Origin of the sequence: Flavobacterium sp. KACC 22758 (genome assembly GCF_028736135.1) — a bacterium.
Taxonomy (GTDB): Bacteria; Bacteroidota; Bacteroidia; order Flavobacteriales; family Flavobacteriaceae; genus Flavobacterium; species Flavobacterium johnsoniae.
Genome location: NZ_CP117878.1, coordinates 3,588,110 through 3,614,367 on the forward strand (window position 1 = coordinate 3,588,110; position 26,258 = coordinate 3,614,367).

The following is a 26,258-nucleotide window of genomic DNA, read 5'->3' on the forward strand; positions in this document are numbered from 1 at the left end:
TTTACTTAACAACGTTAGATAATTTAATTCAATTAAATATGAATCCCGAGAATGCCAGAATACCAAAGAATTTTATCCGAGAAAATGTTCAACCAATTAAAACCACTATGAAAATGAAAAATGTAATTATAACCAGTTTTATTCTGGCCTTAGTATTAAGCAGCTGTGGCGACAAAAATCAAGCGCCTACTGCCCCGCCGCCACCGGTTTTACCAGTTTTAGCTATCACAAGCGCAAACACAACTACTGATGCTGAATATCCAGCATCTATACAAGGAACCGTAGATGTTGAAATTCGCCCGCAGGTTAGCGGAAACCTTGACAGAATTTTTGTTGACGAAGGTGCTTATGTAAGTAAAGGACAAAGTTTATTTAAAATCAATGAGCGTCCGTTTCGTGAGCAGTTAAACAATGCTTTAGCAAGTCTACACGCAGCAGAAGCAGCTTTAATCAACGCTAATTTAGAAGTTGATAAACTGACTCCGCTAGTGCAAAACAAAGTAGTTTCTGATTATCAGTTAAAAACAGCTAAAGCTTCTCAAAAAATTGCTGCTGCCAATATCGAGCAGGCAAAAGCAATGGTAGGTTCTGCTAAAATCAATTTAGGATATACTAACGTAACAGCTCCAGTGAGCGGATACATTGGAAGATTACCTAAAAAACAAGGAAGTTTAGTTTCTGCATCTGATGTTGAACCTTTAACAACTTTATCAGACGTTCACGAAGTATTTGCTTATTTCTCTTTAGGCGAAACAGATTTCATCAACTTTAAAGAGCAATACAAAGGAAGTTCACTTGGTGATAAAATCAAAAAATTACCTCCGGTTACTTTGATCTTGGCTGATAACAATGCTTATCCACAAACCGGAAAAATTGATATGGTTGACGGTCAGTTTGATAAAACTACAGGAGCAATCACGATTAGAGCAACATTCCCAAATGCAAACGGAACATTACGTTCTGGAAACACAGGAAGAATCCGTTTAGGATTACAGCACGACGATGCGATTTTAGTACCACAGTCTGCTACAGTTGAAATGCAGGACAAAGTATTTGTTTTCACTGTAGGCAAAGACAACAAAGTAACTAAAATGCCTATTACAGTTGTGGGTAAAAGCGGTACCAATTATTTAATTAAAGAAGGTGTAAAAACGGGTGACCAAATCGTGTTAAGCGGTATTGACAAACTTCAGGATGGTCAAGCGATTCAGCCTGAAAAATCAACTAAAGTTGCCGAAGTAACTAATAAAAAATAATTCTAAAACACAATGTTCAAAATATTTATACAAAGACCTGTACTGGCAACTGTAATTTCCATTTTATTGGTAATTCTGGGGGTATTAGGTTTAACTAAACTGCCTTTACAACAGTTTCCTGATATTGCGCCTCCATCGGTTTTGGTAACGGCGGTATATCCGGGAGCTAACGCAGAAACGGTTTTACGTTCTGTGGCACCTTCTATCGAAGAATCTATAAATGGTGTAGAAAACATGACTTACATGAGTTCTACAGCCAGTAACGACGGTACCTTGGCTATTACAGTTTTCTTTAAACTGGGTACAGATGCCGATCAGGCTGCGGTAAACGTACAAAACCGCGTTGCTCAGGCAACCAGCCAGCTTCCTGCCGAGGTTGTACAGCAAGGTATTGTTACGGCAAAACAACAAAACAGTTTCATCATGGCAATTGGTATGTACACTGATGATGAAGCAAAATACGATCAGACATTTGTTGCCAACTATGCACAGATTAATATTATTCCGGAACTAAAACGTATTCCGGGTGTAGGTTCTGCCAGTATTTTTGGCGGTGTAAAAGATTACTCTATGCGTGTTTGGTTAAATCCAACACAAATGTCAACTTATAAAGTAACGCCAAGCGAAGTTATGGGCGCTATTCAGGACAAAAGTTTAGAAGCGGCTCCGGGTAAATTTGGAGAGCGAAGCAAAGAAGTTTTTGAATACGTTATTAAATACAAAGGGAAATTAACTAAACCAGAGGATTATGAAAATATTGCTATACGTTCTAATGCAGATGGTTCAGTACTTCGCTTAAAAGATGTAGCCAGAGTTGAACTTGGTGCTTACTCTTATAACAGTTTAACTCGTTTAAATGGTAAAAAAGGAATTGTAATTGGGGTTATTCAGTTAGCTGGATCTAACTCAAATGATATTCAGATTGCCATTAATAAAATGATGGAAAAGGCTTCTAAAGATTTTCCAAAAGGTATAAAACACAATATTTTCTATAGTACAAAAGTATCTCTTGACCAGTCTATCGAACAGGTTGAGCATACATTACTAGAAGCTTTTATACTGGTATTTATTGTGGTATTTATCTTCTTGCAAGATTTTAGATCAACATTAATCCCGGCTATTGCTGTACCTGTAGCAATTTTAGGAACGTTCTTCTTCATGCAGTTATTCGGATTTTCGATCAACCTTTTAACGCTTTTCGCATTAATTCTGGCGATTGGTATTGTGGTCGATGATGCCATTGTGGTAGTCGAAGCGGTGCATGCGAAAATGGAGCATAAACGTTTGTCTCCAAAAATCGCAACCCATGAAGCAATGCACGAAATAACGGGTGCTATTATCTCGATTACGCTGGTAATGGCTGCTGTATTCCTGCCGGTTGGTTTTATGGAAGGCTCAACAGGAGTTTTCTATCGTCAGTTTGCCTTTACGATGGCGATTGCAATTGTAATTTCGGCTGTAAATGCCTTAACATTAAGCCCAGCGCTTGCGGCATTATTTTTAAAAGATAATCACGGAGCTCACGATCACGACGCGCCTTATGTGAAAAAAGGATTTAAAGAGAAATTCTTTACCGCTTTCAACAGCAGTTTTGAATCGTTGACAAACCGTTACACAGGCGGACTTAAATTCTTAATTAGAAGAAAATGGTTGAGTTTAGGCGGATTGGCTTTAATTACATTGGCAACAGTGATAATGGTAAAAACAACTCCTCAAGGGTTTATTCCAACAGAAGATCAAGGATTTATTGCGATTGCAGTAAATACGCCATCTGGAACATCATTAGACGGAACTCAAAAAGTAATGACTGAAGCTGAGAATACTCTAAAAGCATTAGACGCTTCACGATTTGTAACCGCAATTTCAGGTTTCAACTTATTGACCAACTCTACAAGTCCATCTTCTGCTGTTGTATTCGTATTGCTTAAACCAAACGAAGAACGCGGCGAAGTAAAAAACATCGACGAAATCATGAATCAGGTTCGTGGTAAACTGGGCGCTATTTCTGGCGGAAGTTTCTTCGTATTCAGTTTCCCAACTGTTCCCGGATTTAGTAACGTTGAGGCTTTAGATTTAGTTCTTCAGGATAAAACAGGAGGAAAACTGGATAAATTCAGCGGTATTTCTCAAAACTTTATCGGCGAATTAATGAAACGTCCGGAAATTGCCGTTGCCTTTACTTCTTTCAAAGCTGATTATCCTCAATTGCAATTAGAGGTTAACGATGAAAAAGCAAATCAATTGGGTGTTAATGTAAAAGACATTTTACAAACCATGCAGGCTTACTTTGGTAGCGCACAGGCATCTGACTTTAACCGATTTGGTAAATATTACCGTGTGGTTGTTCAGGCCGATATCGAAGACAGAGCTGATCCAACAGCAATTGACAGAGTTTTTGTAAAAAACAAAACTGGCGAAATGGTACCAATAAATACATTAGTAAAACTGACTCGTATTTATGGCTCTGAAACCGCTTCCAGATATAATTTATTTAACTCAATTTCTATTAATGCGATTCCGAAACCTGGATTTAGTTCCGGAGACGCCATTAAAGCCATTGAAGAAGTAGCAGCACAACAATTACCTGCAGGTTACGGGTTTGAATTCTCGGGCCAGACTCGTGAGGAGATTTCGTCAGGAGGGCAATCGGCAACAATATTCTTACTGTGTTTGATATTCATTTATTTCTTACTTGCCGCACAGTACGAAAGTTACATTTTGCCTCTTGCAGTAATCTTGTCAATCCCTGCAGGTATTTTTGGAGTATTCGTTGCTATTGGTTTAACTGGAATTGAAAACAACATTTACGTACAAGTTGCTCTTGTCATGCTTATCGGACTTCTCGCCAAAAATGCCATCTTGATTGTGGAATTTGCGGCGCAGCGAAGAAGATCAGGACAAGGTTTAGTAGCAGCTTCAATCATGGCAGCAAAATTACGTTTGCGACCAATTATCATGACGTCTCTTGCTTTTGTGGTAGGTTTAGTGCCAATGATGAGTGCCAAAGGTCCATCAGCACAAGGTAACCACTCCATCAGTATCGGAGCAGCTGGAGGGATGCTTTCGGGAGTAATTCTAGGATTGTTTATCATTCCTGTTTTATTCATCATCTTCCAGCATTTACAAGAAAAAGTGAGCGGAAAACCAATCGCCGTAATTCATAACGAAGAAAAATAATAAATGGAAAACTATATAACAACTATTCTTGTCGCCATCATATTTGGCATCGGATATATATCGTACAGAATATCAAGAGATCTAGAAACTAGAAAAGATACTTGTACAGAGATCTAATTTGTTGAGAAAAAAATTAAACATATAGAAACATAGTCCCGATAGCTATCGGGATTGTCTCGAAAAAAGAGAATAAAAGAAACCAGTTTCCACACATAGAAAACTATGTGCATTTAAAATAAGTGAAACGCCTTTTTTAATGCCTCTACAAACTATGTTTCTATGTGTTTAAAAAAACTAAACCCAACGGATAAAAAATTTAATAAAAAAACAATGAAAAATCATATAACCAAAATCGTGACCTTCGCCATTCTGATCACGACTTTAATATCCTGTAAAGTCTCGAAGGATATTGAAACTCCAAAAGATGCATTTCCTGAAAATTTCAGGAATGCATCAGTTTCGAGTGATACAACCAGTATTGCCGATGTGGAGTGGAAAAACTTCTTTACCGAAAAAGATATTATAAAATTAATTGACAGTGCCGTTGCAAGAAACAACGACCTTCAGATTGCCGAAAAGAACATCGAAATTGCTCAATACCGCTTTACACAATCAAAATGGGGAAATGTACCTCAGGTAAACTTGTTTGTAAACGCAAGTACGAGCAATCCGTCTGACAATAGTTTTACGGGATTAAACTTAAATCAGGCAATTGGAGCTAAACATATTGACGACTATTCTGCTGGAGCTTCTCTTTCTTGGGAAGCTGATATTTGGGGAAAGATCAGAAACCAAAAGAAAGGGGCTTACGCAGGATATCTTCAATCTGAAGAAGTAAAAAAAGCATTGCAGACCAATATTGTTGCTAATGTTTCTAGAGGATATTATAATCTTTTGATGCTGGACGCACAATTGGATATTGCCAGACAAAATCTTCGTTTAAACGATAGTACAACCAATATTATCAAATTAAAATACGATGCTGGTCAGGTAACTACTTTAGCGATTCAACAATCGGAAGCACAAAAATTAAACTCAGCGCAATTGATTCCATTATTGGAACAAAACATTGCAATTCAGGAAAATGCTTTGAGTGTTTTAACAGGTTCATTTCCTGATTCAAAAGAAAGAACAATTCGCTTAAGCGCTATTGAAGTTAAAAACAATAACGCAATCGGAATTCCGTCTTCATTAGTAAGCAGAAGACCTGATGTAAAAAGTGCCGAATTGGCGCTTAAAGCTGCCAACGCAAATGTCGGTATCACGAAAGCGGATTTATACCCAGCTCTCAGAATTACGGCTCAAGGCGGCGTAAACTCTTTCGAAACCAGCAATTGGTTCAACATTCCGGCTTCATTATTCGGAACTGTTGCAGGCGGATTAACACAGCCTCTTTTAAATAACAAAAGAGTAAGAACACAATATAATATCGCTGTTGCAGAAAGAGAAAAAGCAGTTTTAAGCTTTAGACAATCTGTTTTAGTTGCTGTAAGCGAAGTTTCTGATGCTTTGGTTAAAGTAGAGAAATTACAACAACAGGAAACTTTCTTAAAAGAAAAAGTAAAAACGCTGCAGCAAGCGATTAAAAATGCAAACCTTTTATTCAAAAATGGTATGGCAGAATATCTTGAAGTTTTAACGGCGCAGGCCAATTTATTGCAAAGCGAACTTGAACTTGCTGATATCAAAAGACAACAACTTACAGCCAATACAGATTTGTACCGCGCTCTAGGCGGAGGCTGGAAATAATACCCGTTACATTACCCGTTAATTATTTATTTTTTGAGATGAAAACGCTGTGAGACCTTTGGGTTTCATGGCGTTTTTTAGTTTAACTTAACCGCCAACGACGCAAAAGTTTTTTTGTTTCTCGTAAAGACGCGAAGTCGCAAAGGTTTGTTTTTCACGCAGATTTAAGCAGATTTAAGCAGATTTTTTTTTAAGTATATTAAATTCTGCGCAAATCTGCTTAAATCATTTTAAATCTGCGTGAAATAAATCCTTAAATAACTTTGCGCCTCTGCTACTTTGCGAGAGCCATTATTCAGTTTGCATCAAACAAAAAACTTATCTAATTTTAGTCTTTCGCAAAAGCAAAAATAAAATGACATCTGACCAACAGAAATACCTCAATCAATTAAAACAAACCATCGAAAGCTACTACCCGCTTTCTGATCAGTCTTGGAAACAGATTGAAAGCACCACAAATTTCCAAATCCTTAAAAAAGGAGAAATACTATTAGGAAACGGAGAAATTGCTAAAAATCTTCATTTTATTGCAAAAGGAATTTTGAGAGCTTTTATCACAGATGAACAAGGAAATTTCTATAACAAAAACCTTTTTCTTGAAAATTATTTTGCGGGTTCTAAAGTTTCGCTGATGCTCCAGACTCCCTCTAATTTTACAATTGAAGCTTTAGAAGATTCTATTGTAATCAATATAAACTATAAAAAATATATGGAGCTGATCTACCAAAACGACGATCTCAAAAACTTCTATATTGCTCATTTAGAGAAAAACTGGATTATCGAAAAAGAACAAAGAGAAGTGGCGTTGGTTATGCAGAACGCAACAGAAAGATATGTTAATCTTTTGGAGAAACATCCCACTATTGCAGATCGTGTTCCGTTACTGCATATTGCTTCGCACTTGGGTATTACGCCCACGCAGTTAAGCCGAATTAGAAAAAGTTTGGAAAAAGATTTGTAAATCAACATATGTAAAGGCTTTTCTGAAAAACTCAATTTACCTTTGTCAGTATAATTCAAACTCGTCATTTACAATGAACCCTATAAACCTCATCAAAGACAATATTGACAACCTAACCACTCTTTGGAAAACCGTTGCAGCTCCTCTCCTTTCTTATCATAAAAACGATCCTTTTGAGGTTTCTCGTATCAAAAACTCAGGCTGGCCAAATAGATTATGGTTTCGAGAAGATATTACCGAAGAAAACTTTCCGCAGATTCAGGAAATCATGGAAAAAAAACCAGGCTTAGTTATTCCGTACTGGGATATTTTTGGAAGCAGTTCTAAGGAAATTTTTGAAAAAAATGGTTTTAATATCCGTATTCAGCTTGTTGCAATGGTTTTAAAACTGGGAGAAAAATTACCGCTTCAAAACAATCTCACTTTTAAAAGAGTTTTAAATGAAGAAGATGCCAAAACCTGGTCAGATATTTATCCGCTTTCTTTCAGTTATATAATCAGCAAAGAAACTTTGGTTCACAATTATAAAAATGTGAAGTTTTATTTAGTGCATTTTGAAGGAAAAGCGATTGGAACGCTGACACTTTTTCAAACTGAAAAAACAATGGGAATTCACGGTGTCGGCGTTATTCCTGAAATGCGCAAAAGAGGTTTCGCAGAAGAAATCATGAAATTTGCCATCAACGAAGCCATTGATGCCAATTGTGAATATGCACAATTACAAGCATCTGCTCTTGGAAAAGGAATTTATACCAGATTGGGTTTCGAGGATTTGTTTACGATTACGAATTATCAGCTTACGTAAATATCAAATACCATCTTTTTTGCATTTTTTGTCAGGATGACAAACTATGTGGTTATTCTAAATAAAAATCTAAAATCAAAATGTCTCAAATGCCCCTAAAATAGTCGGAAATAGCTGTTTCATGAAAAAATAAGAATAGTACATTTGTAATACATTAACTGATAACTATTTAAAAATAAACCACATGAAAAAAGCAAAAATTATTTTTTGGATTACGACTACTATTATTTTTCTATTCGAAGGTGTTATGCCGGCTTTGACTTCACAGACAGAATTGGCCAAAGAAGGAATCAGACATTTAGGCTATCCTGAATATTTTGGAAATGCTCTTGTAATTTTCAAAATTCTGGGTGTTTTGGTTTTAGTTATTCCATCGGTTCCTAAAAATGTAAAAGAATGGGCGTATGCCGGATTTGGTTTCGATTTTATATTTGCTTCAATCAGTCATTTTGCGGTAGACGGAATCAATTTTCAAAGTTTCTTCCCACTAATCTTTTTAGTGATTCTGGCAATTTCTTATATCTATTATCATAAAATAGAGCGATACAAAAATATCGCTTTGTAAAAACTGCAAACGATGATAGAAGTTTTCAAAACAAATGTTCAGGAAGTGGAAGAATCTATAATGATTGTAGGGAAACTTCTTGAACATTTCCCTAACAGTGCGATCAATTTTGACCTTGAAGACTGCGATAAAATCCTGCGTGTTCATGGTGCTTCTATTTCAAATCCTAAAATAATCGAACTTCTAAATTCGTACGGTTTTCATTGCGAAGCACTTTTATAAATCATAATTTACTGATTTACAAAATATTAATATAAAAAATCGTAATTTTAAAATCCTAAATTTTAAAATATTTCAAAATGAATATTCCTGCAGAACATCAAACTATAATGCCGTATTTGATTTTACAAGGCGCATCAAAATTTATCGACTTTACCAAAAAAGTTTTTGGAGCTTCAGAAACCAATACAAAATCTGTACGTGAAGATGGAACTATTATACATGCTGAAATTACTTTAAATGGAAGCACAATAATGATTACAGATGTAATACCCGACTGGTCAAAACAAACCTCTCACTTATTTGTTTATGTTCCCAATGCTGATGAAACTTATAAAAAAGCAATTGAAAACGGAGCAAGTTCTTTAATGGGATTAAGCAATAAGGAGTATGGCAGAACCTGCGGTGTAACAGATCCGTTTGGAAATGTATGGTGGATAACATCTGTACAATAATCAATTTAAAAGCAATGATATGAATACAAACGTTCAAAAAGATATTGTTGAAACATTTAAAAAATTAAATGATATACTTTCTAAATTTTCTGAAAGCGAATTAAATCTCATTCCCTATCAAGGAAGCTGGACTGCCGGACAGGTCGTACAGCATATTATTCTGGCTTGTTCCGGATTTCCGGAATTATTTGCGGGCAATACCGAAAAAACAACCCGAAAACCCGACGAAAAAATCAAGGATATTGACGGTCTATTTTTAAACTTCAATATAAAAATGGATGCTCCTGTTTTTCTTCAGCCTGAAAAAAAAGAATACAGCAAAAATGCTTTGAATATAAAATTGCTCAAAATTGAATCAGAATTGTTAGACTCGGCATCAAAATATGATTTAACGCTTACTTGTCTGGATTTTCAGGTTCCCGGTTTTGATAAATTCACAATGTACGAATGGATTGATTTTGCTTTAGTACATACACAAAGGCATACACATCAGTTAAACAATATTTTTGAGTATATAACTAAACTCTAAATATAAAATCAAAATCTAAAACTATTTTATATTCTGGTTTTCTTAGATATTCTGAAAAGACATTAAAAAAAGCGAAATCAAACTTCAATAGTTAATTTCGCTTTTTTATTTTTTTAGATTAAAACTAAATCTTAAACTCTGCTTCTTCCGCTTATTAATGAAATAACAAATAAAACCAAGAATATAAAGAATAAAATTTTTGCGATACTGGCGGCTCCGGCAGCTATTCCTCCAAAACCAAAAATTCCCGCTACTATAGCTAGAATTATAAATGTGACTGTCCAACGTAACATAATATTCAATTTTAAGTTAAAAAATAGGACTTTTTATAAAGTCTGATTTGTTTGTATCTCAAAGTTCCTGTTTACTTACAAAAACAATTAACTCAAATGCTATATTTTTTAGCGCAATCAACTACAAATCATAATTTTATCAGTACTTTTTAGAATTTCAGTTTCAACCTTATACAATTCCCATGTAAATGCTTTAGAGTTAATTTTTTGATCGATTGAGTTAATCGCCCCTCTGTTCCCAAGGTAATTTTAACCTATAGAAATTTAGATATGGAAGCAGTAACTACTCAAAACACTTTAGCAGTAAAACTGGGTGTCATTTTAGAGAAAACAGACCGGTCTTTTGAGGAATTGGGTGTTTTAAATCCTGCCATATATCAAGATGGAAACAGCGTTCATATGTTTTACAGAGCTGCAAAAAGAGGAAATTTTTCAACCATTGGATATTGTAGATTCGAGGGGCCGACAACTTTAGTTGAACGTCGAAGCGAACCCTTTTTTGTACCGGAATATATTTATGAAATTCATGGTGTAGAAGATCCCCGAATTACTAAAATCGATGATAAGTATTATATGACTTATGTTACTTACGATGGAATAAATGCCTGCGGAGCTGTAGCAGTATCAAAAGATTTGACTTCGTTTAAAAAGAAAGGAATTATAACTCCAAAATTCATTTTACACGAATTCACCAATTTGATCCGCAAACATTTACAAAATCCAAGTGTTGCAAGTATATTGGCTTTTAATACTGCCCGAAATTATCCTTTGAGCGAAACAATAAAGGAAAATTTATTAGTATGGGACAAAAACGTTGTTCTGTTTCCTAAAAAAATAAACGGAAAATTTGTGGCTTTACACCGCTTATTTCCTTCAATTCAATTTTTTTCATTTGAAAAGAAAAAAGACCTGACGGTAGATTTTTGGAAAGATTACCTTAAAAACCTGCCTGATTATATTGTAATGGAGCCCAAATTTGAACACGAAACAAGTCATATTGGACCGGGAGCTCCGCCAATTGAAACAAAAGATGGATGGCTGTTGATTTATCACGCTGCCGAAAGACGCGAAAAAGGTCTTGTTTATCATGCCTGCGCCGCTTTATTAGATCTAAATGATCCCAGTAAAGTGATTGGAAGATTAACAAAACCAATTATTACGCCATCAGAATATTATGAAAGACATGGTTATATAAATTATGTGGTTTTTCCAACCGGAACTGCCATTTTTGATGACCAATTATATATTTATTATGGTGCCGCCGATGATAAGATTGCGGTGGCTTCTCTGAACCTAAACGACTTATTAACCGAATTAAAATTGAACTCCCATGAAGAAGATATCAAATAAATCGAAAATTGTTTTTCTTTCTACATTTCCGCCAACGCAATGCGGAATCGCAACTTATACTCAAGATACCATTAAAGGAATTACCAGTGTTTTTGGTAAATCGATAACTTGTGAAATTTGCGAATTGGTCGATAAGCCAAAAGCAAACCCAACACAAGCCTTTACATTAAATACAAAAGACAGAGCAGAATATACAAAAGTTGCCGAAGAAATCAATAAAGATAAGAGTGTAAAATTAGTTCACATTCAGCATGAATTTGGTTTATTTGGAGGGAATTACGGAGATCATTTGCTAGACTTTTTAAATACGGTAAAAAAACCGGTTACTTATACTTTTCACAGCGTTATTCCTAATCCAAATGAGGAATTAAAAACCTTTGTAAAATTACTTTTAAGCTACAGCAATTCTGTTTTTGTAATGACTAACCAGTCAAAAGAAATTTTGATAAAAGACTACGATGTTAATGAAGAAATAATTACTTGTGTACAACACGGAACTCATATTGTAATCTATGAAACTCCGGAACAGGCAAAAGCTAAATTCGATATTCAAAACAAAATTGTATTATCAACTTTTGGACTTTTGGGCGAAGGAAAAAACATCGAAACCGGTTTACAGGCTTTGGCAAAAATTGTCAAAAAAGAACCAGATGTATTGTACCTGATTATTGGCAAAACGCATCCAAATTTAATTAAAGACGGTGTTGATGTTTATCGCGATAAATTGGAAGCACTTGTTGATGAATTAGATTTACGCAAAAATGTTCGTTTCATCAATCAATATTTAGATACTGAGGAACTTTTAGAATATTTAAAAGCTACTGATATTTATTTATTTACATCAAAAGATCCAAACCAGGCTGTAAGCGGCACTTTTGCTTATGCTATGAGCTGTGCATGTCCAATGGTGGCATCAAAAATTCCGCATACAAGAGAAGTTTTAACCGAAGACTGCGGTGTGTTAGTTGATATTGGGGATGTCGATCAATTTGCTGAAGAAACATTAAAATTAATTGCCGACGAAAATTTAAGACATGAAATGGGAATTCAGGCTTTTACCAAAATGAGAGCTTCATCTTGGGAAAATGCCGCATTAACTAACATGAATACGTATAAAAAACTAATTGAAAATCCAGCTGATATTAAATACAGCTATCCGGATATTCAATTAAGACATATCAAAAAATTAACTACAGATCTTGGTATTATCCAGTTTAGTAAAATCTCGGTTCCAGATTTGGAATCAGGATATACTTTAGATGATAATGCACGTGCATTGATTGCATTTTGTATGCATTACAAATTAACAAGAGACAAAGACGATCTTCCTTATATTTTAATTTATCTGGATTTCATCGAAAGATGCCAGAAACCAAAAGGAAACTTCATCAATTATGTGGATCAGGAATATCGTGAACACGTTGAACAAAATGCCGAAGTTAACCTTGAAGATTCTAATGCAAGAGCAATTTGGGCTTTGGGAACAGTTGTGGCAAATGCTGATATTCTTCCTGAAAATATTTCAAAAAAAGCATCAAAATGTTTCCTTAACTCATTAAAATGGGCCGAAAATATCCAGTCGCCTCGTTCTATTGGTTTCGCTACAAAAGGTTTGTATCTGTATCACAATGCTATTCCAAACTTATATGTTGCGGCCATTATCAACAAGCTGAATGCTAAACTGCTTGCAAATTATGAAGACACTGCTTCTGAAGACTGGCAATGGTTTGAAAACTATTTAACATACGGAAACGGTATTCTGCCAGAATCAATGTTATATGCTTATCTAGTAACTAATAAACCGGTTTACAAAAAAGTTGCATTAGATTCATTAGATTTCTTAATGTCTAAAACTTTTATCGATGGTAATTTCAAAGCCATTTCAAACCAAAGCTGGTATCATAAAGGTTCTGAACCACAAGAATATGGAGAACAGCCAATTGATGTTACTTATACAATCCAGACTTTAAATGCTTTTTACCAAGCCTTTAAAACTCCGGAATATAAAAAGAAAATGAAAACTGCATTTAACTGGTTCTTAGGAAAAAATCACTTAAATCAAATTATGTACAATCCGGTAAGCGGAGGCGGTTACGATGGTCTTGAAAAAGAAAACGTAAACTTAAATCAAGGAGCAGAATCAACTGTTTGTTATTTAACCGCAAGATTATTAATGGAAAAATTTGCGCTTTCAGAGTCTAAAGTTATTCCCTTAATAAAGTCAAGAACCGGTATTGCTATAAACTTATAAAGAAATTCAATTATAGAAAAATTTCAAATTCGAAATTGCAATTTGAAATTTTTAAAAGCAATAGACTGACCAAAATTCTATTAAACCCGGAAAATCCCTTTCTTAATGAAAGGGATTTTTTGTTAGAAAAAACACAAACGCAAATGTTCTCTAAATATTGTGATTTGATGAAAATTATATAAGGCTCAAAAAAAGTTCTGTAAAGTTTTTTAACAAGTATAGAGGTAACTTTCATATATAATTTAAAAAGTGGAAAAAACTGTTAAATATTTGATTTTGAAACTACAACTAACTTAAAAACAAAACATTTTGATTCTCAGCTTAAAAAATACATTCGCACAAATTGGTAATGCTGCATTATTTGCCAATAGGTTTTTTAAGGAGGTTTTTATTCCCCCTTATGAGACAAAAGAGTTTTTGAAACAATGTTATTTAATTGGTTACAAATCACTTCCATTAGTAGCCATAACAGGTTTTATTATGGGATTGGTATTAACAATTCAATCAAGACCTACATTAGTAACATTTGGTGCCGAAAGCTGGCTTCCTGGTATGGTGGCGCTTTCTTTAATTAGAGAAATTGCTCCAGTTATTACAGCTCTAATCTGCGCCGGAAAAATCTCTTCGGGAATTGGTGCCGAACTGGGTTCGATGAAAGTAACAGAACAAATAGATGCTATGGAAGTTTCTGCCATCAATCCTTACAATTATTTAGTCGTAACAAGAATTTTAGCCTGTACCTTAATGGTGCCTATATTAGTAATTTTTGCAGATGCTGTTGGTATTATAGGCGGTTATGCCGGAATAAACATTCATGGTGATGTTAATTTCTACCGATATCTAACCCAGATTATCCAATCATTAGAATTTTCAGATCTGATTCCCGCAACGATAAAAACATTCTTCTTTGGCTATTTCATAGGAATGATTGGCTGTTATAAAGGATTTAATGCTGCAAATGGAACAGAAAGTGTAGGACACGCTGCAAACTCGGCAGTAGTTACAGCCTCTCTAAGCATATTTATTATTGATATGGTAGCCGTGCAATTAACTGATTTAATTTATTAAGATGATTAAAGAAGAAAAAAATACCGAACCAAAATCAAAAGATAAAAAGCAGACTCCAATTATTGAAATTAAGAACCTGCATAAAACTTTTGGCGAAGACAACCAAATTCTAAAAGGCGTTAATCTTACTGTGAACAAAGGCGAAGATTTAGTGATTTTAGGACGTTCAGGTTCAGGAAAATCAGTTACTATAAAATGTATTGTGGGGCTGATTGAACCAGATCAGGGCGAAATAATTGTTTTTGATGAAAATGTACTGGACCTTTCAAAAGATGAATTAAATAAAATGCGTGTCCGTATTGGATTTTTATTCCAGAGCGGTGCTCTTTACGATTCAATGTCGGTACGAGAAAATCTGGCCTTTACATTACGCGCCCACAAAAGGGATTTAAGCGAAGAAGAAGTTGAGAATGAAGTGATAGAAGCCCTTGAAAGTGTAGGCCTTGGCGATGCAATTGATAAAATGCCTTCTGAATTATCAGGCGGAATGCGAAAAAGAATTGGTTTGGCCAGAACATTAATTTTAAAACCCGAAATCATTCTATATGATGAACCCACAACAGGATTAGATACTATTACTTCCAGAGAAATCAGCGAATTAATACTTGATATCAAACACAAACAAAAAACCTCATCGATCATTATTACGCACGATATGGCGTGTGCAAAAATGACAGCTGACAGAATTATGGTTTTAAAAGACGGTGTAATTCATGCCGAAGGAACTTACGAAGAATTAGAAAAAGACGAAGACGAATGGGTACGCTCATTTTTTGAATAAAAAAAGCAAAATAAAATAGTAGAAATCATGGAGAAGCAATCTGGATATACTTGGAAATTAGGAATGTTTGTAACAGTTGGACTGTTGCTTTTTATAATCGCCATTTATTTTATTGGAAAACAAAAAAACCTATTTGGTTCAACATTCCACATCACATCAAAATTTAAAACGGTAAGCGGTTTAGAAGTTGGAAACAATGTCCGCTTTTCAGGTATTAACATTGGAACAGTCGAAGAAATCAGATTGATAAATGATTCTTCGGTAGTCGTTTCAATGGTTATAAAAGATGAAGTCCGAGAATTTATAAAAACAGACGCCAGAGCCAGCATTGGTTCAGATGGATTAATGGGCGATAAAGTATTGACTATTACTCCGGGCGTAAAATCTACAAAAGTAATCGAAGACAACGGCGCCATCGCTTCTATCAACGGAATTGAAATGAACGACATCATGAAAAGCGTTAAAAAAAGTGTTGATAATGTAGGGGTTATTTCAGAAGAACTGGCCATTTTCAGCCACAGTATGAACAACGGAAACGGCGCGCTGGCTAGATTAGTAAGAGATGATAAAATGGCAAACAGTGTTTCGAATACGCTTTCGAATCTGGAAACTGGTACAAAAGGTTTCAGCGAAAATATGGAAGCTGCCAAAAGTAATTTCCTGTTTAGAGGCTATTTCAAGAAAAAAGAAAAGGAAAAAGAGAAAAAACAGGAAGAAATAAAAGAGAAAAAAGAAGAACAACAGGAAAAGGCTGCTAAAGAAAAAGAAGCCAAAGCCAAAGAAGAGAAAGAAAAACAGGAAAAAGCCAAAGAAGAGAAAGAAAAGCAAAAAGCTGAAGATGCTAAGAAAGAGGCTGAAAAGAAATAACTAAAACTCTGCGCCATGAAAACTTCATATAAAAATATAAGCCTTAAAATACTCAAATGGACAGGAATAGTAATAGCGGGAATACTGCTGTTACTTTTTTTGATTCCGCTGTTATTTCCCGGAAAAGTAGCCTCAGAAGTTAAAAAAATTGCAAACGAACGTTTAGATACCAAATTAGAATTTTCGAAGTCTAAACTTTCATTTTTTACCCATTTCCCTTCATTGACTGTCTCACTTGATGACATATCTATGACGGGTTCAAAACCATTTGGAAATGATACTTTATTAAAAGCAGATCAGGTGGCTTTTGGAATAAACCTGAAAAGATTAATTTTTGACAGCGAAGTTAAAATCAATAAATTATATGTTTCAAACGCTTTAATAAATGTAATGGTCAACGAAAAAGGACAGGCCAATTACAATATTTACGTTGCGCCTGAAGACCGAAAAAACGAAAAAGAAGATCCAAATGCTCCCGAAGAAGGAACAGCAATAAAATTAGAACGAATTGATTTAGAAAACTGCCACGTAAAATACAACGACCGCTCGGCTAAAGTTTTAGTCGATGCCAAAGGTTTCAATTATATTGGAAAAGGAAACCTGAGCGATGATATTTTCGATTTAAATACCGATGCAAAAATCGATACGCTGGATTTCTACTACAACCGAACTGCATATCTAAGAAAAAAAGCCGTCCGCGCTGATTTAATTACCAGAATCAATACGCACGCACTTTCATTTATTCTTCAAAAAAATGAATTACAGATTAACAAACTGCCTTTAAAGTTTACCGGTTTGTTTACCATTTTAAGAGACGGTTATAAAATTAATATCAAAGCAGCATCAGAAAACACAACCGTAAAAGATTTACTTTCTGTCATGCCTCCGGAATATTTAACCTGGCTGGAAAAAACCGAAATTTCAGGAAAAAGCGATTTGGTACTTTCCTTTAAAGGAGATTACAATGTTTCGAAAAAACAAAAACCCAATTTAGCTTTTAATCTAAAGATAAAAGACGGAGCCGTTAGTTATCAAAATGCGCCCGTTCCGCTTACCGATTTCCAAATGGATTTAAATGCCATGCTGCCCTCTCTTGATACTGAACAGTTATTGGTAAACCTTCGAACTTTACGTTTTAAAGTAGGCGAAAAAGATTATTTCAACGCTTATCTGCATAGTAAAGGTTTAAGCGAAATGAATGTAGATGCCAGTATAAAAGGTGCTTTGGATCTTGCTGTTGTTGACGCTGCAATTGGTTTGGAAAAAATTGATTTAAAAGGAATTTTAAAAACCAATATTCAGGCAAAAGGGCTTTTCAGCACCTCAAAAAAACTGTTTCCTAAAACAATCGGTGGTATTTCGCTTCGAAAAGGATGGCTGAAAACAGACTACTACCCTAACCCAATTACAGATATTACCTTTGTAGCCAACGTGCTTAATAAAGCCGGGACTTACGAAGATTTAATTGTAGCTGTTTCTCCCGCTTCTTTTGTTTTTGAAGGAAACCCCATGTATGTAAATATGGCCTTATCAGATTTCAGCGATCTGTCCTACAATGCTAAAATTAAAGGAGAACTCAATGTGGGCCGAATATATCAGGTGTTTTCACAAAAAGGTCTTGATGTAACCGGTTACGCAAAAGCCGATTTATCTCTTAAAGGAAAACAAAGCTACGCCAATACGGGGCAATATAGCAAACTGGATAACCGAGGCACAATTCTGCTTAAAAATATCAAAACTACTTCAGAATTATTCCCAAAAGCTTTTTTTATAAAACAAGGAAACTTCCGTTTTCAGAACGAGAAAATGTGGTTTGAAAAATTCTATGCTTCTTACGGAAAATCTGATTTTGATATTAACGGATATCTTTTAAATACTATAAATTATTTTTTGGAATCGCACGGAACTTTAAGCGGTGACTTTAATATGAAATCTAAACTCATCAATGTAGATGAATTTATGGCGCTGGAAAAAGGTGAAAATAAAGACCGAAAACTCGAAGTTGATTATGCCAAAGAAGACCATCCAAAAATGAGCGGTGTGGTTATGATTCCTAAAAACTTAAATGTTTCGCTTACTGCAAATGCCGATAAAGTAGAATATAACGGATTAAACCTAAACAAACTTTCAGGAAAAGTGGGCATTACCAAAGGCGGTTTCTATCTAGAAAATACTTCTTTAAATATTATCGACTGTATTCTTGGAGTTAATGCAACATATAAAGACGAATCACCGACTTCTGCACATTTTGATGCACATTTCACGGCAAAAGATTTCAGCGTACAGCGTGCTTACAAAGAAATTCCGATGTTTCACGATATGGTAACTGCCGCCGAAAAAGCACAGGGAATTATTTCTGTTGATTACAAAATAAAAGGTGATTTAAACGGAAATATGGGACCAATTTACGAATCGCTTGAAGGAGACGGAACAATTAATCTTCGTGATGTAAAAATTAAAGGTTTAAAATTATTTGAAAGTGTGAGTTCTCAAACTGGTCAAAAAGGATTGGACGATCCTAAAATGGAGGGAATTGAAATCAAATCAAACATCAATAATAATCTAATCAATATTGAGCCTTTTACGTTTAGTGTGGCAAGTTTTAAACCCACAATTAAAGGAACAACGAGTTTCGATGGACTTTTAGATTTAAGAATGCGTTTAGGGCTGCCGCCGGGCGGTATTATAGGTTTTCCAATCGTAATTACCGGAACGCACGAAAATCCTAAAATTAAAATTTTCAGTAAAACAGGCCAAAAAATTATTGGAGCAGTTTACGACGAAAAGAATAACAAAGTGGTCAAAAAAGAAAAAGTAAGCAAAAAGAAATCCTAATGAAAATGCAATGAAAAAGAAAAAACAAAATGGCGGAAGTGCATTTGAAAAATTTGCTTCAAAAGTTTCAAAAGCAGCCGGAAGCACTACTGCTTTTATAGGCGCTTTTGTTATTGTGGTTGCCTGGGCAGTTTCCGGGCCTATTTTCGATTATTCTGAAACCTGGCAATTGGTTATCAATACCGGAACCACCATTATTACTTTTTTGATGGTTTTTCTAATCCAGAAAGCCCAGAATAAAGATTCTTTGGCCATTCAATTAAAGCTGAACGAATTGGTAGCTTCAGGTGAGCGCTCAAGCAATAGTCTGGTTGATATTGAAAATATGACCGAAGAAGAAATGGTTATTATTCAAAAATATTATCATCATTTAGCTGAGCTGGCTAAAAAAGATGAAAGCATTAGAACCTCTCACTCTGTTGCCGAAGCACATTCGCAGCATGAGTACAAAGATAAAAACAGAACCAAACATCGTGCTGCACGAAATACAGATAAAAAATGAAATTACGTTCGACAGAAACTTTTTGGCCTTTAAAAAATGCAATGAATACCAGTTATCCTTCAATTGATGCCGATATTAAAACTGAAGTTTTGATTATTGGCGGAGGAATAACCGGTGCTTTAATGGCTTACAAATTAATTACACAAGGAAAAAAAATAGTATTGGTAGACCGCCGTGATGTCGCAAATGGAAGTACTGCGGCAAGTACAGCCTTACTTCAATATGAAATTGATGTGCCATTGCATGAATTAATAAAAATTAGGGGAGAACAGTGTGCTGTAGAGAGTTATAGAAATGGTAAAAAAGCCATTTTTGACCTGCGAAATATAATTGATACTGTAGAAAGCGACTGTGGATTTGAATTTAAAAAAAGTATTTATTTTACATCTTACAAAAAAGATATCCCGTTTTTAAAAAATGAATTCAAAGCCCGTAAATACCATGATTTTGATGTTACGTGGCTTAACAAATATGAACTCGAAAAAATGGGATTAAATGCCATAGCAGCAATCGAATCAAAAACGGCTGCTGTTATGGATCCGTTTAAACTTGCTTGCGATTTATTGTATTACTGTTATGAAAACGGAATGCAGATTTTTGACCGAACCAACATCACTTCTATTCATACTCAAAAAGGAAAATGTGTGGCTCATACCGAAAACCGATGCACCATAACAGCCGATCATGTTATTCATTGCACTGGTTATGAAAGCACTGAAACAGTTCAGGAAAAAATAGTCGATTTAAAAAGTACTTATGCGCTCGCATCAGAAAGTGTTCCTGAATTACCTGCAATTTTAAAAAATGCTGTTATTTGGGATACATCTTCACCATATTATTATTATCGCGCTACTTCTGACAACCGAATTATTATGGGTGGCGGCGATGAGGAATTTAAAGATCCCAAAAAACGTGATAAATTAATACCCAAAAAAGAGGCATCATTACTTAGACAATTTAGACGAAGATTTCCTGATATAAACTTCAAATTGGATTATTCCTGGGCCGGAACTTTTGGCGAAACCAAAGACGGACTTCCCTATTTTGGAAAACCTGACCCAAAGAAAAACGAGCATTATGTTCTGGGCTTCGGCGGAAACGGAATCACCTTTAGCGTAATAGGCATGAACTCGATTGTAGATTCTATAAACAATAAAAAAAATCTGGATTTAGAGTATTATCGATTTGGGCGTTGAAAAAAGTACTAAGGTTCTAAGATGCTAAGGCTCTAAGTTACTAAGGCTCTAAGTTGCTGAGAAAAAAACTTAGTACCTCAGCACCTCAGTAACTTAGCAGCTCACTTAAAGAACTAACTCCATCTGTATATTACATCGCTTGTATGGCGTTTCCAGACCAAAGACTTTTTCGAAGCCTAATTTATAGTATAAGTTTATGGCAGGTTTTAAGATTGTGTTACTTTCCAGATAAATCTTTTTTGCGCCAAGTTCCTTTGCTTTGGTAACAATGGCCTGTCCTAAAAGCCAGCCGATATTTTTACCTTGGGCTTTTGGAGAAACTGCCATTTTTGCCATTTCAAAATCATAATCGGGATTGTTCATTTTGATGAGAGCGCAGACACCTACAGGTTCGTTTTGATATAATGCCACCAGAATTTTTCCGCCTTTATTTAAAATATATTCTTCAGGATTATCGAGTGCTTTATAATCTGCTTCTTCCATTTCAAAATAATTCGAAATCCATTCTACATTTAAAGCCCGAAACGCTTCCTGATATTCCGTTTTATATTCTACAATTTCAACGTCTTTGCTTTCGCGAAGTTTTTTTTGATCACTTACACGCTTGAACATTGATTTCTGTTCCAATAAAAATTCCCATTCCTCAAGCGCTGCCCAAAGATTGTGTTTCGATTCAGATATTATACCGTCGATTGCCACATCAATATCTTTTAATTGCTGTTGTATTTTCTGCGAAAGCAAAACTCCTTTTTCAGTCAAAACAACATTGTTTTTTCGCTTATCATCTGTTTTACTTTCTTTTACAATTCCTGCATTACTCATTTCCTGAATAATTTTACTTACAGAAGGCTGAGAGTGTCCAATTTCATTTGCAATTTCGGTAATAGTAATTTCTCTCTCTTCTGTTAAAATATAAAAAACAGGAAACCACTTCGGCACAAAATCTACACCGTATAATTCATAAATTTTAGAAGCATCATCTGTAATAACAGCTGTCATTAATCGCAAACGGCTTCCTAATGCCGCTTTGCCTACTTTATCAAAAAATTCCATATTATAATTAATTATATAATCAGTTATGCAAATGTATAAAAAAAATTTCCATTGATGGAAATTTTTTTTTAGCTTCTAAGGTTCTGAGATACTAAGATGCTAAGTTTTTACTTAGAATTTAGTTTTCTCTAACCTATCTTGCTTTATATATTATGCTTAATAGCTAGCGACATTATTTTTTAAGGCATTAAATGATTAAAATTCTGAGTTCAAAAAAAATTAAGATTCTGAGTCGCTGAGCCTTTCGTTTAACTAAAAACCTCAGCGACTCAGAACCTTAATATATTCTTTAGCGGCTGAGATTTTAAGGTTCTGAGTTACTAATTTTCTTAGCAACTTAGTATCTTAAAATCTCAGCAACTTTATATATATCTTGCTTAATAGCTAACGACATTACTTTTCAACTGTGATGGAAAGCTTAGAATCTTAGCACCTCAGTAACTTAGCATCTTAAAATCAAGCTGTAATCCCCATTGGATTCAAATTAAACTTGTATTCTTTTGGACTGCAGTTGAATTTTTGTTTAAAGATTTTAGAGAAATAACTTCTGCTTGTAAATCCTATGCAGTATACGATTTCAGAGATATTTAAATCTGATGTTCTAATAAGGATTTCGGCTTTTAGAACGCGCATATGTGTGATATAATCGTTTACCGTTCTGTTGTGGATCATTTTAAAACCTTCCTGAAGTTTGTTTGGAGAAAGACCTGATTTTTTACTTAATGATTTAATAGTAAAAGGCTCTTCTGGATTTGCTTTTATTACTTCTGAAAGTTCTTTTATTTCTTCCATTTCTCTTAAATTCAAACAATTTGTTTCTTTCGAAAATGAATTTACATCATCTGTATGCTGTTGAATTTCCATTGCCAAAATAATTCTCAAAATTCCTTCTTTCAATAAATTTCTAACAATTCCGGTTTGTGTTACGGCATTTAACTGTTCGATTTTCTCGCCGATTTTTAAATTATAAGAACCGGCATAAAAGAATTCTTCATTTAAGTTTTCTTCAAAAAACGTTTCTCTCACCATTTGGTTTAAAGAATTGGCATGGCTTGGTTCAGTCTGTGTTCCTACAATTATTAAAGTAAATTTTGTTTTTTTATCTTTTTCAAAATATAAAACATTATCCTGATTTAGTTTTGAAGTTACAATAGCAGTCTGAAATGTTTTTAATTTTCTTTCTTCGCCTGAAAGTCCAAAACTATGCGAAAGATTGCCTTTTGAACAATAAGCAAAATATATAGGTGAAGATGATCCGTTTATAACATTTAGTTTTAAATCAGTCGAAAAAGTCATATCAAACTGAACATATGAAATATTATCGTTAAAGGAAGCACCTATAATAGACCCTTTTGCAAAGTTATTATTGACTTCCATTGTATATTCATCAACGTCAAAAGTTACCTTTCCGCCGAAGTTTGTATTCAATTCTTCAAATATGTTTTGAATTTTCTCTGTATGTATAGTAACTATTTTCATTTTGTTTCGATTTAAATTCTGTAATTTTAAATGAGATTTTAAAACCCGCATTATTACGTTTTAAAAGCAGATTCAAAGTTCGCTCAATCGTAAACCAAAAATGTTATATAATTTTCCCCAATTGTTTTATAATTACTAATTAATGATATTTTTAACTCAAACAAACTATTTCTTAATTCAATAAATGAAAAGCTATTCTTTTTCTCCTATAAGTTCACCAGATTCTAAAGTATTGATTTTAGGCACAATGCCCGGAACAAAATCTTTAGAGTTAAATCAATATTACGGACACAGCCAGAATAATTTCTGGAAGTTTATGTTTACAATTTTTAAAGAAGATTTCTCAACTGATTATGAGACTAAAAAAGCCCTTTTGCTAAAAAACAAAATTGCACTGTGGGATGTTTTACAATACTGCGACCGCGTAGGAAGTTTAGACAGTGCCATAAAAAACGAAATCGCAAATGATTTTGAAACTTTTTTAAAACAACATCCTAATATCAATACAATATTATTTAACGGACAAAAAGCAGCGGCGTTCTTTAAAAAGTATGTTCATTTAAAAAAAGACTATACTCTTATTACACTGCCCTCAACAAGTCCGGCAAATGCCAGTAAAGCTTTTCAGTCAAAATTAGATGAATGGAAAGTTATAGCTTCGCTTTAACTATTTTAATATCGACTAAAAAATAATTATGATTTCGCGGCAAAAAATACAAAATGTTGAAATAATATAACTTTTGAACTTTAAAATATAACACGAAATTTCTCAGTCTAATATAATTTTACAATTAAGAAATCAAAGCCAGGATTTATACGGATTGATGATGAAGGAAGGCTTTTTTTAATTATAAGATATTACTAAGACAAACTTTAACAAGTTTAGATTATAAAGAGAACATTGGTTATGTTAGTTTATTTTTGAGAAAAAAGCTATTCTAAATTTCTAGGGTAGCTTTCTTTTTTTATGTACTTTGAAATCACCTAATTATGAAAATTCAAACTTATTACAATCATATACGATTTTACACACCGCACCATTTTGTGTATTATCCTGTTTTAACGCTTTTTCTGGTATTCAGCGTTTATTTTGCTTTTACTACAAACGAATGTCTGATCTGGTCGTTTATAAGCGCTGTATTTGTGTTTTTATTTTTTCTTGCTTATATGCTTCGCCAGCATTATGCACTTATTTTACAAAACCGAATTGTGCGCTTAGAAATGCGTCACCGCTATTTTACACTTACAGGAAAACGTCTTGAAGAATTTGAACACAAATTAACCGACGATCAAATATTTGCGCTGCGATTTGCTCCAGACGATGAATTTCTGCCTTTGCTTGAAGATGCTTTAAAAAATAACCTCACGGGAGATGCCATCAAAAAAGCAATCGTGCATTGGAGAGCTGATTATAATAGAGTTTAAGATGAACATTTTAGATTTTAGATTTTAGATTTTAGACTCAAAATAAAATCTAAAATCTAAAATTCTTAAATATCTTTTTGCTTCCTTTTATTAAACAGGATATAAAACAAAAGCAGCACTATCCATACCGATAATACTACTGCAAAAAATATAGGCATTATTGAAGGATGCAGATAATTAGGCTCGTAAAAATAACGGTCTAAAGTCTCGAATTTTTCACGAAGCGCTTTGTGATCAAAATTATTATCCAGTCCGCCAAATAACCTGTCCGGATTTTCTACATAATAGAAAATTTCAGGTACAAGAATGTTTGGTTTTACGTGGCTTTCAATATTGTATTTTTTAAATAAAGTATCCAGTTTTGCAAATTCATGTTCAAGCGAATCCTGTTTGTATTTATACAATAATTTATATCGTTTTACTGCAGCTTGGTATTGTTGTTTTTGCACTGAATCATTATGAATTGATTTGAACAACGATTTATTCTGAAGAAAAATACAAATATCTTTGTCGTATTCCGGACTTACTTCCTGACCTTTAAAGATAACCTGTGTACTGTCTCCAATACTGGTTTTCTTAATAATTCTATCCTTAATAATATTTCTATCAAGGCCTGCAAAACCTAGAAGAGAATCGGTTTTTCCTGAAACTTCATTATAGGTTTCTGTCAAAACTTTCAGCGTATCGATACTATAATATGTTGTTTCAGTATTAAACTGATCGTGGTAAATTAAAACTTGTTTTTCTTCTTTAACAACCGGATACGGTTTTGGATATAGAATGTTCTCGTAATTGAACAATTTTTCTGAATGATACGAGCTTGAACCGTACAAAAAAGGATTTAAAACATTTAACAGCTTTTTATCTTCATTGTAATTTTTCTGAGATAATTCTCCTCTCAACTTTGCATTTTGACCAAAGCTGAAACTAACAAAAAACGTAAAAGTAAAAAAGGAAACCAGAAGTAAGAGAAATCCAATCTGGAATATTTTAGCAGAAGAATATTGCTGTCTTGCATGATTCTTCAATAAGAAAATTAAAAAGAAAAGAAGAAACAAACCACTCACAAAAAAATGCGAAATCGACACATCATCATAAAACTTAAACCTGTAAAACTCTGAGTAAATATCGATTTTCTTGATTCCTTCAAATGTAAAATAGCCGTATAAAAAATAAGCTAAATGTACAATTGCCAAAATAATAAAAGACTTAACGAAGTATTGTTTTAAGGACTTGTTCATAACAAAGGGTTTATATTCAAATATAGTGAATGACAACGACAATGGCAAAACTCAATATTTTATATATTCTGCTATAAAGCCATATTCTTAAAATGCAAAAACATATACATCTGAATATCAAAATAATAAACCAGTATAAAATTAATTTGCATGATTTTTTTTGTTAACTTTAATTGTTAAATTTCATTAATAAACCTAAAC

Annotated in this window: 23 protein-coding genes; 19 read left to right on the forward strand and 4 right to left on the reverse strand. The window is 34.0% G+C overall.

Translation table 11 applies throughout. The features are described 5' to 3' along the window. Positions 1-38 precede the first annotated feature (38 nt). From PQ462_RS15080 to PQ462_RS15120, 9 genes are all read left to right on the forward strand, one after another. Positions 39-1,256 (forward strand): efflux RND transporter periplasmic adaptor subunit, encoded by a 1,218-nt coding sequence (locus tag PQ462_RS15080; RefSeq protein ID WP_274250610.1) that lies wholly within the window; start codon positions 39-41, stop codon positions 1,254-1,256. 12 nt (positions 1,257-1,268) lie between these two features. Further along, positions 1,269-4,433 carry an efflux RND transporter permease subunit gene (locus tag PQ462_RS15085; protein WP_274250611.1) on the forward strand — a complete coding sequence of 1,055 codons (3,165 nt, stop codon included), beginning with the start codon at positions 1,269-1,271 and terminating at the stop codon, positions 4,431-4,433. A gap of 330 nt (positions 4,434-4,763) precedes the next feature. After that, positions 4,764-6,182: a TolC family protein gene (locus PQ462_RS15090; RefSeq protein WP_274250612.1), complete on the forward strand. Its 1,419-nt coding sequence runs from the start codon at positions 4,764-4,766 to the stop codon at positions 6,180-6,182. Positions 6,183-6,537: 355 nt separating this feature from the next. Further along, the gene (locus tag PQ462_RS15095) at positions 6,538-7,143 is read left to right on the forward strand and encodes a Crp/Fnr family transcriptional regulator (protein ID WP_274250613.1); all 606 of its coding nucleotides are present in this window, start codon (positions 6,538-6,540) and stop codon (positions 7,141-7,143) included. A gap of 73 nt (positions 7,144-7,216) precedes the next feature. Beyond that, positions 7,217-7,948: a GNAT family N-acetyltransferase gene (locus PQ462_RS15100; RefSeq protein WP_274250614.1), complete on the forward strand. Its 732-nt coding sequence runs from the start codon at positions 7,217-7,219 to the stop codon at positions 7,946-7,948. Positions 7,949-8,132: 184 nt separating this feature from the next. Then, positions 8,133-8,513: a DoxX family protein gene (locus PQ462_RS15105; RefSeq protein WP_012026279.1), complete on the forward strand. Its 381-nt coding sequence runs from the start codon at positions 8,133-8,135 to the stop codon at positions 8,511-8,513. Between the two features lie 12 nt (positions 8,514-8,525). Beyond that, positions 8,526-8,735: a hypothetical protein gene (locus PQ462_RS15110; protein WP_274250615.1), complete on the forward strand. Its 210-nt coding sequence runs from the start codon at positions 8,526-8,528 to the stop codon at positions 8,733-8,735. A 77-nt stretch (positions 8,736-8,812) separates the two neighbouring features. Continuing rightward, complete coding sequence (locus tag PQ462_RS15115; protein WP_121360691.1) at positions 8,813-9,187, forward strand: VOC family protein; 375 nt, start codon at positions 8,813-8,815, stop codon at positions 9,185-9,187. A 19-nt stretch (positions 9,188-9,206) separates the two neighbouring features. Further along, positions 9,207-9,716 (forward strand): DinB family protein, encoded by a 510-nt coding sequence (locus tag PQ462_RS15120; RefSeq protein ID WP_274250616.1) that lies wholly within the window; start codon positions 9,207-9,209, stop codon positions 9,714-9,716. A 131-nt stretch (positions 9,717-9,847) separates the two neighbouring features. Here PQ462_RS15120 and PQ462_RS15125 read toward each other — a convergent pair whose 3' ends face one another. Then, on the reverse strand, positions 9,848-10,009 hold the full coding sequence (locus PQ462_RS15125; RefSeq protein WP_012026284.1) for a DUF1328 domain-containing protein: 162 nt from the start codon (positions 10,007-10,009) through the stop codon (positions 9,848-9,850). A 270-nt stretch (positions 10,010-10,279) separates the two neighbouring features. On the opposite strand from PQ462_RS15125, the gene PQ462_RS15130 reads away from it, so the two are divergent. The 8 genes from PQ462_RS15130 (at position 10,280) to PQ462_RS15165 (ending at position 20,859) form a co-directional block, all read left to right on the forward strand. Next, positions 10,280-11,359, forward strand: coding sequence for a pesticidal protein Cry7Aa (locus tag PQ462_RS15130; RefSeq protein WP_274250617.1), 1,080 nt, complete (start codon positions 10,280-10,282; stop codon positions 11,357-11,359). After that, complete coding sequence (locus PQ462_RS15135) at positions 11,340-13,610, forward strand: glycosyltransferase (RefSeq protein ID WP_274250618.1); 2,271 nt, start codon at positions 11,340-11,342, stop codon at positions 13,608-13,610. The genes PQ462_RS15130 and PQ462_RS15135 overlap by 20 nt, the downstream gene beginning before the upstream one ends. 309 nt (positions 13,611-13,919) lie before the next feature. After that, complete coding sequence (locus PQ462_RS15140; protein WP_012026288.1) at positions 13,920-14,678, forward strand: MlaE family ABC transporter permease; 759 nt, start codon at positions 13,920-13,922, stop codon at positions 14,676-14,678. A 1-nt stretch (position 14,679) separates the two neighbouring features. Beyond that, positions 14,680-15,459 carry an ABC transporter ATP-binding protein gene (locus PQ462_RS15145; protein ID WP_274250619.1) on the forward strand — a complete coding sequence of 260 codons (780 nt, stop codon included), beginning with the start codon at positions 14,680-14,682 and terminating at the stop codon, positions 15,457-15,459. Between the two features lie 27 nt (positions 15,460-15,486). Further along, positions 15,487-16,326 (forward strand): MlaD family protein, encoded by an 840-nt coding sequence (locus tag PQ462_RS15150; RefSeq protein ID WP_274250620.1) that lies wholly within the window; start codon positions 15,487-15,489, stop codon positions 16,324-16,326. A gap of 15 nt (positions 16,327-16,341) precedes the next feature. Then, positions 16,342-19,161, forward strand: a complete 2,820-nt coding sequence (locus tag PQ462_RS15155) for an AsmA-like C-terminal region-containing protein (protein ID WP_274250621.1) — start codon at positions 16,342-16,344, stop codon at positions 19,159-19,161. 10 nt (positions 19,162-19,171) lie between these two features. Next, entirely contained in the window at positions 19,172-19,663 is a 492-nt protein-coding gene (locus PQ462_RS15160) for a low affinity iron permease family protein (RefSeq protein WP_274250622.1), read from the forward strand. Next, on the forward strand, positions 19,660-20,859 hold the full coding sequence (locus tag PQ462_RS15165; protein WP_274250623.1) for an NAD(P)/FAD-dependent oxidoreductase: 1,200 nt from the start codon (positions 19,660-19,662) through the stop codon (positions 20,857-20,859). Before PQ462_RS15160 ends, PQ462_RS15165 begins: the two co-directional genes overlap by 4 nt. Before the next feature lie 105 nt (positions 20,860-20,964). Here PQ462_RS15165 and PQ462_RS15170 read toward each other — a convergent pair whose 3' ends face one another. Together PQ462_RS15170 and PQ462_RS15175 are read right to left on the reverse strand one after the other, a co-directional pair. After that, complete coding sequence (locus PQ462_RS15170; RefSeq protein ID WP_274250624.1) at positions 20,965-21,912, reverse strand: bifunctional helix-turn-helix transcriptional regulator/GNAT family N-acetyltransferase; 948 nt, start codon at positions 21,910-21,912, stop codon at positions 20,965-20,967. 456 nt (positions 21,913-22,368) lie between these two features. Continuing rightward, the gene (locus PQ462_RS15175; protein WP_183044567.1) at positions 22,369-23,391 is read right to left on the reverse strand and encodes a helix-turn-helix domain-containing protein; all 1,023 of its coding nucleotides are present in this window, start codon (positions 23,389-23,391) and stop codon (positions 22,369-22,371) included. Between the two features lie 184 nt (positions 23,392-23,575). Between PQ462_RS15175 and PQ462_RS15180 the strand changes: the two genes are divergently transcribed. Together PQ462_RS15180 and PQ462_RS15185 are read left to right on the forward strand one after the other, a co-directional pair. Further along, positions 23,576-24,058 carry a DNA-deoxyinosine glycosylase gene (locus PQ462_RS15180; protein WP_274250625.1) on the forward strand — a complete coding sequence of 161 codons (483 nt, stop codon included), beginning with the start codon at positions 23,576-23,578 and terminating at the stop codon, positions 24,056-24,058. Positions 24,059-24,381: 323 nt separating this feature from the next. Further along, positions 24,382-24,816, forward strand: coding sequence for a DUF6526 family protein (locus tag PQ462_RS15185; RefSeq protein WP_274250626.1), 435 nt, complete (start codon positions 24,382-24,384; stop codon positions 24,814-24,816). A gap of 65 nt (positions 24,817-24,881) precedes the next feature. Here PQ462_RS15185 and PQ462_RS15190 read toward each other — a convergent pair whose 3' ends face one another. Continuing rightward, positions 24,882-26,057: a hypothetical protein gene (locus PQ462_RS15190; RefSeq protein ID WP_274250627.1), complete on the reverse strand. Its 1,176-nt coding sequence runs from the start codon at positions 26,055-26,057 to the stop codon at positions 24,882-24,884. Positions 26,058-26,258: the final 201 nt, after the last annotated feature.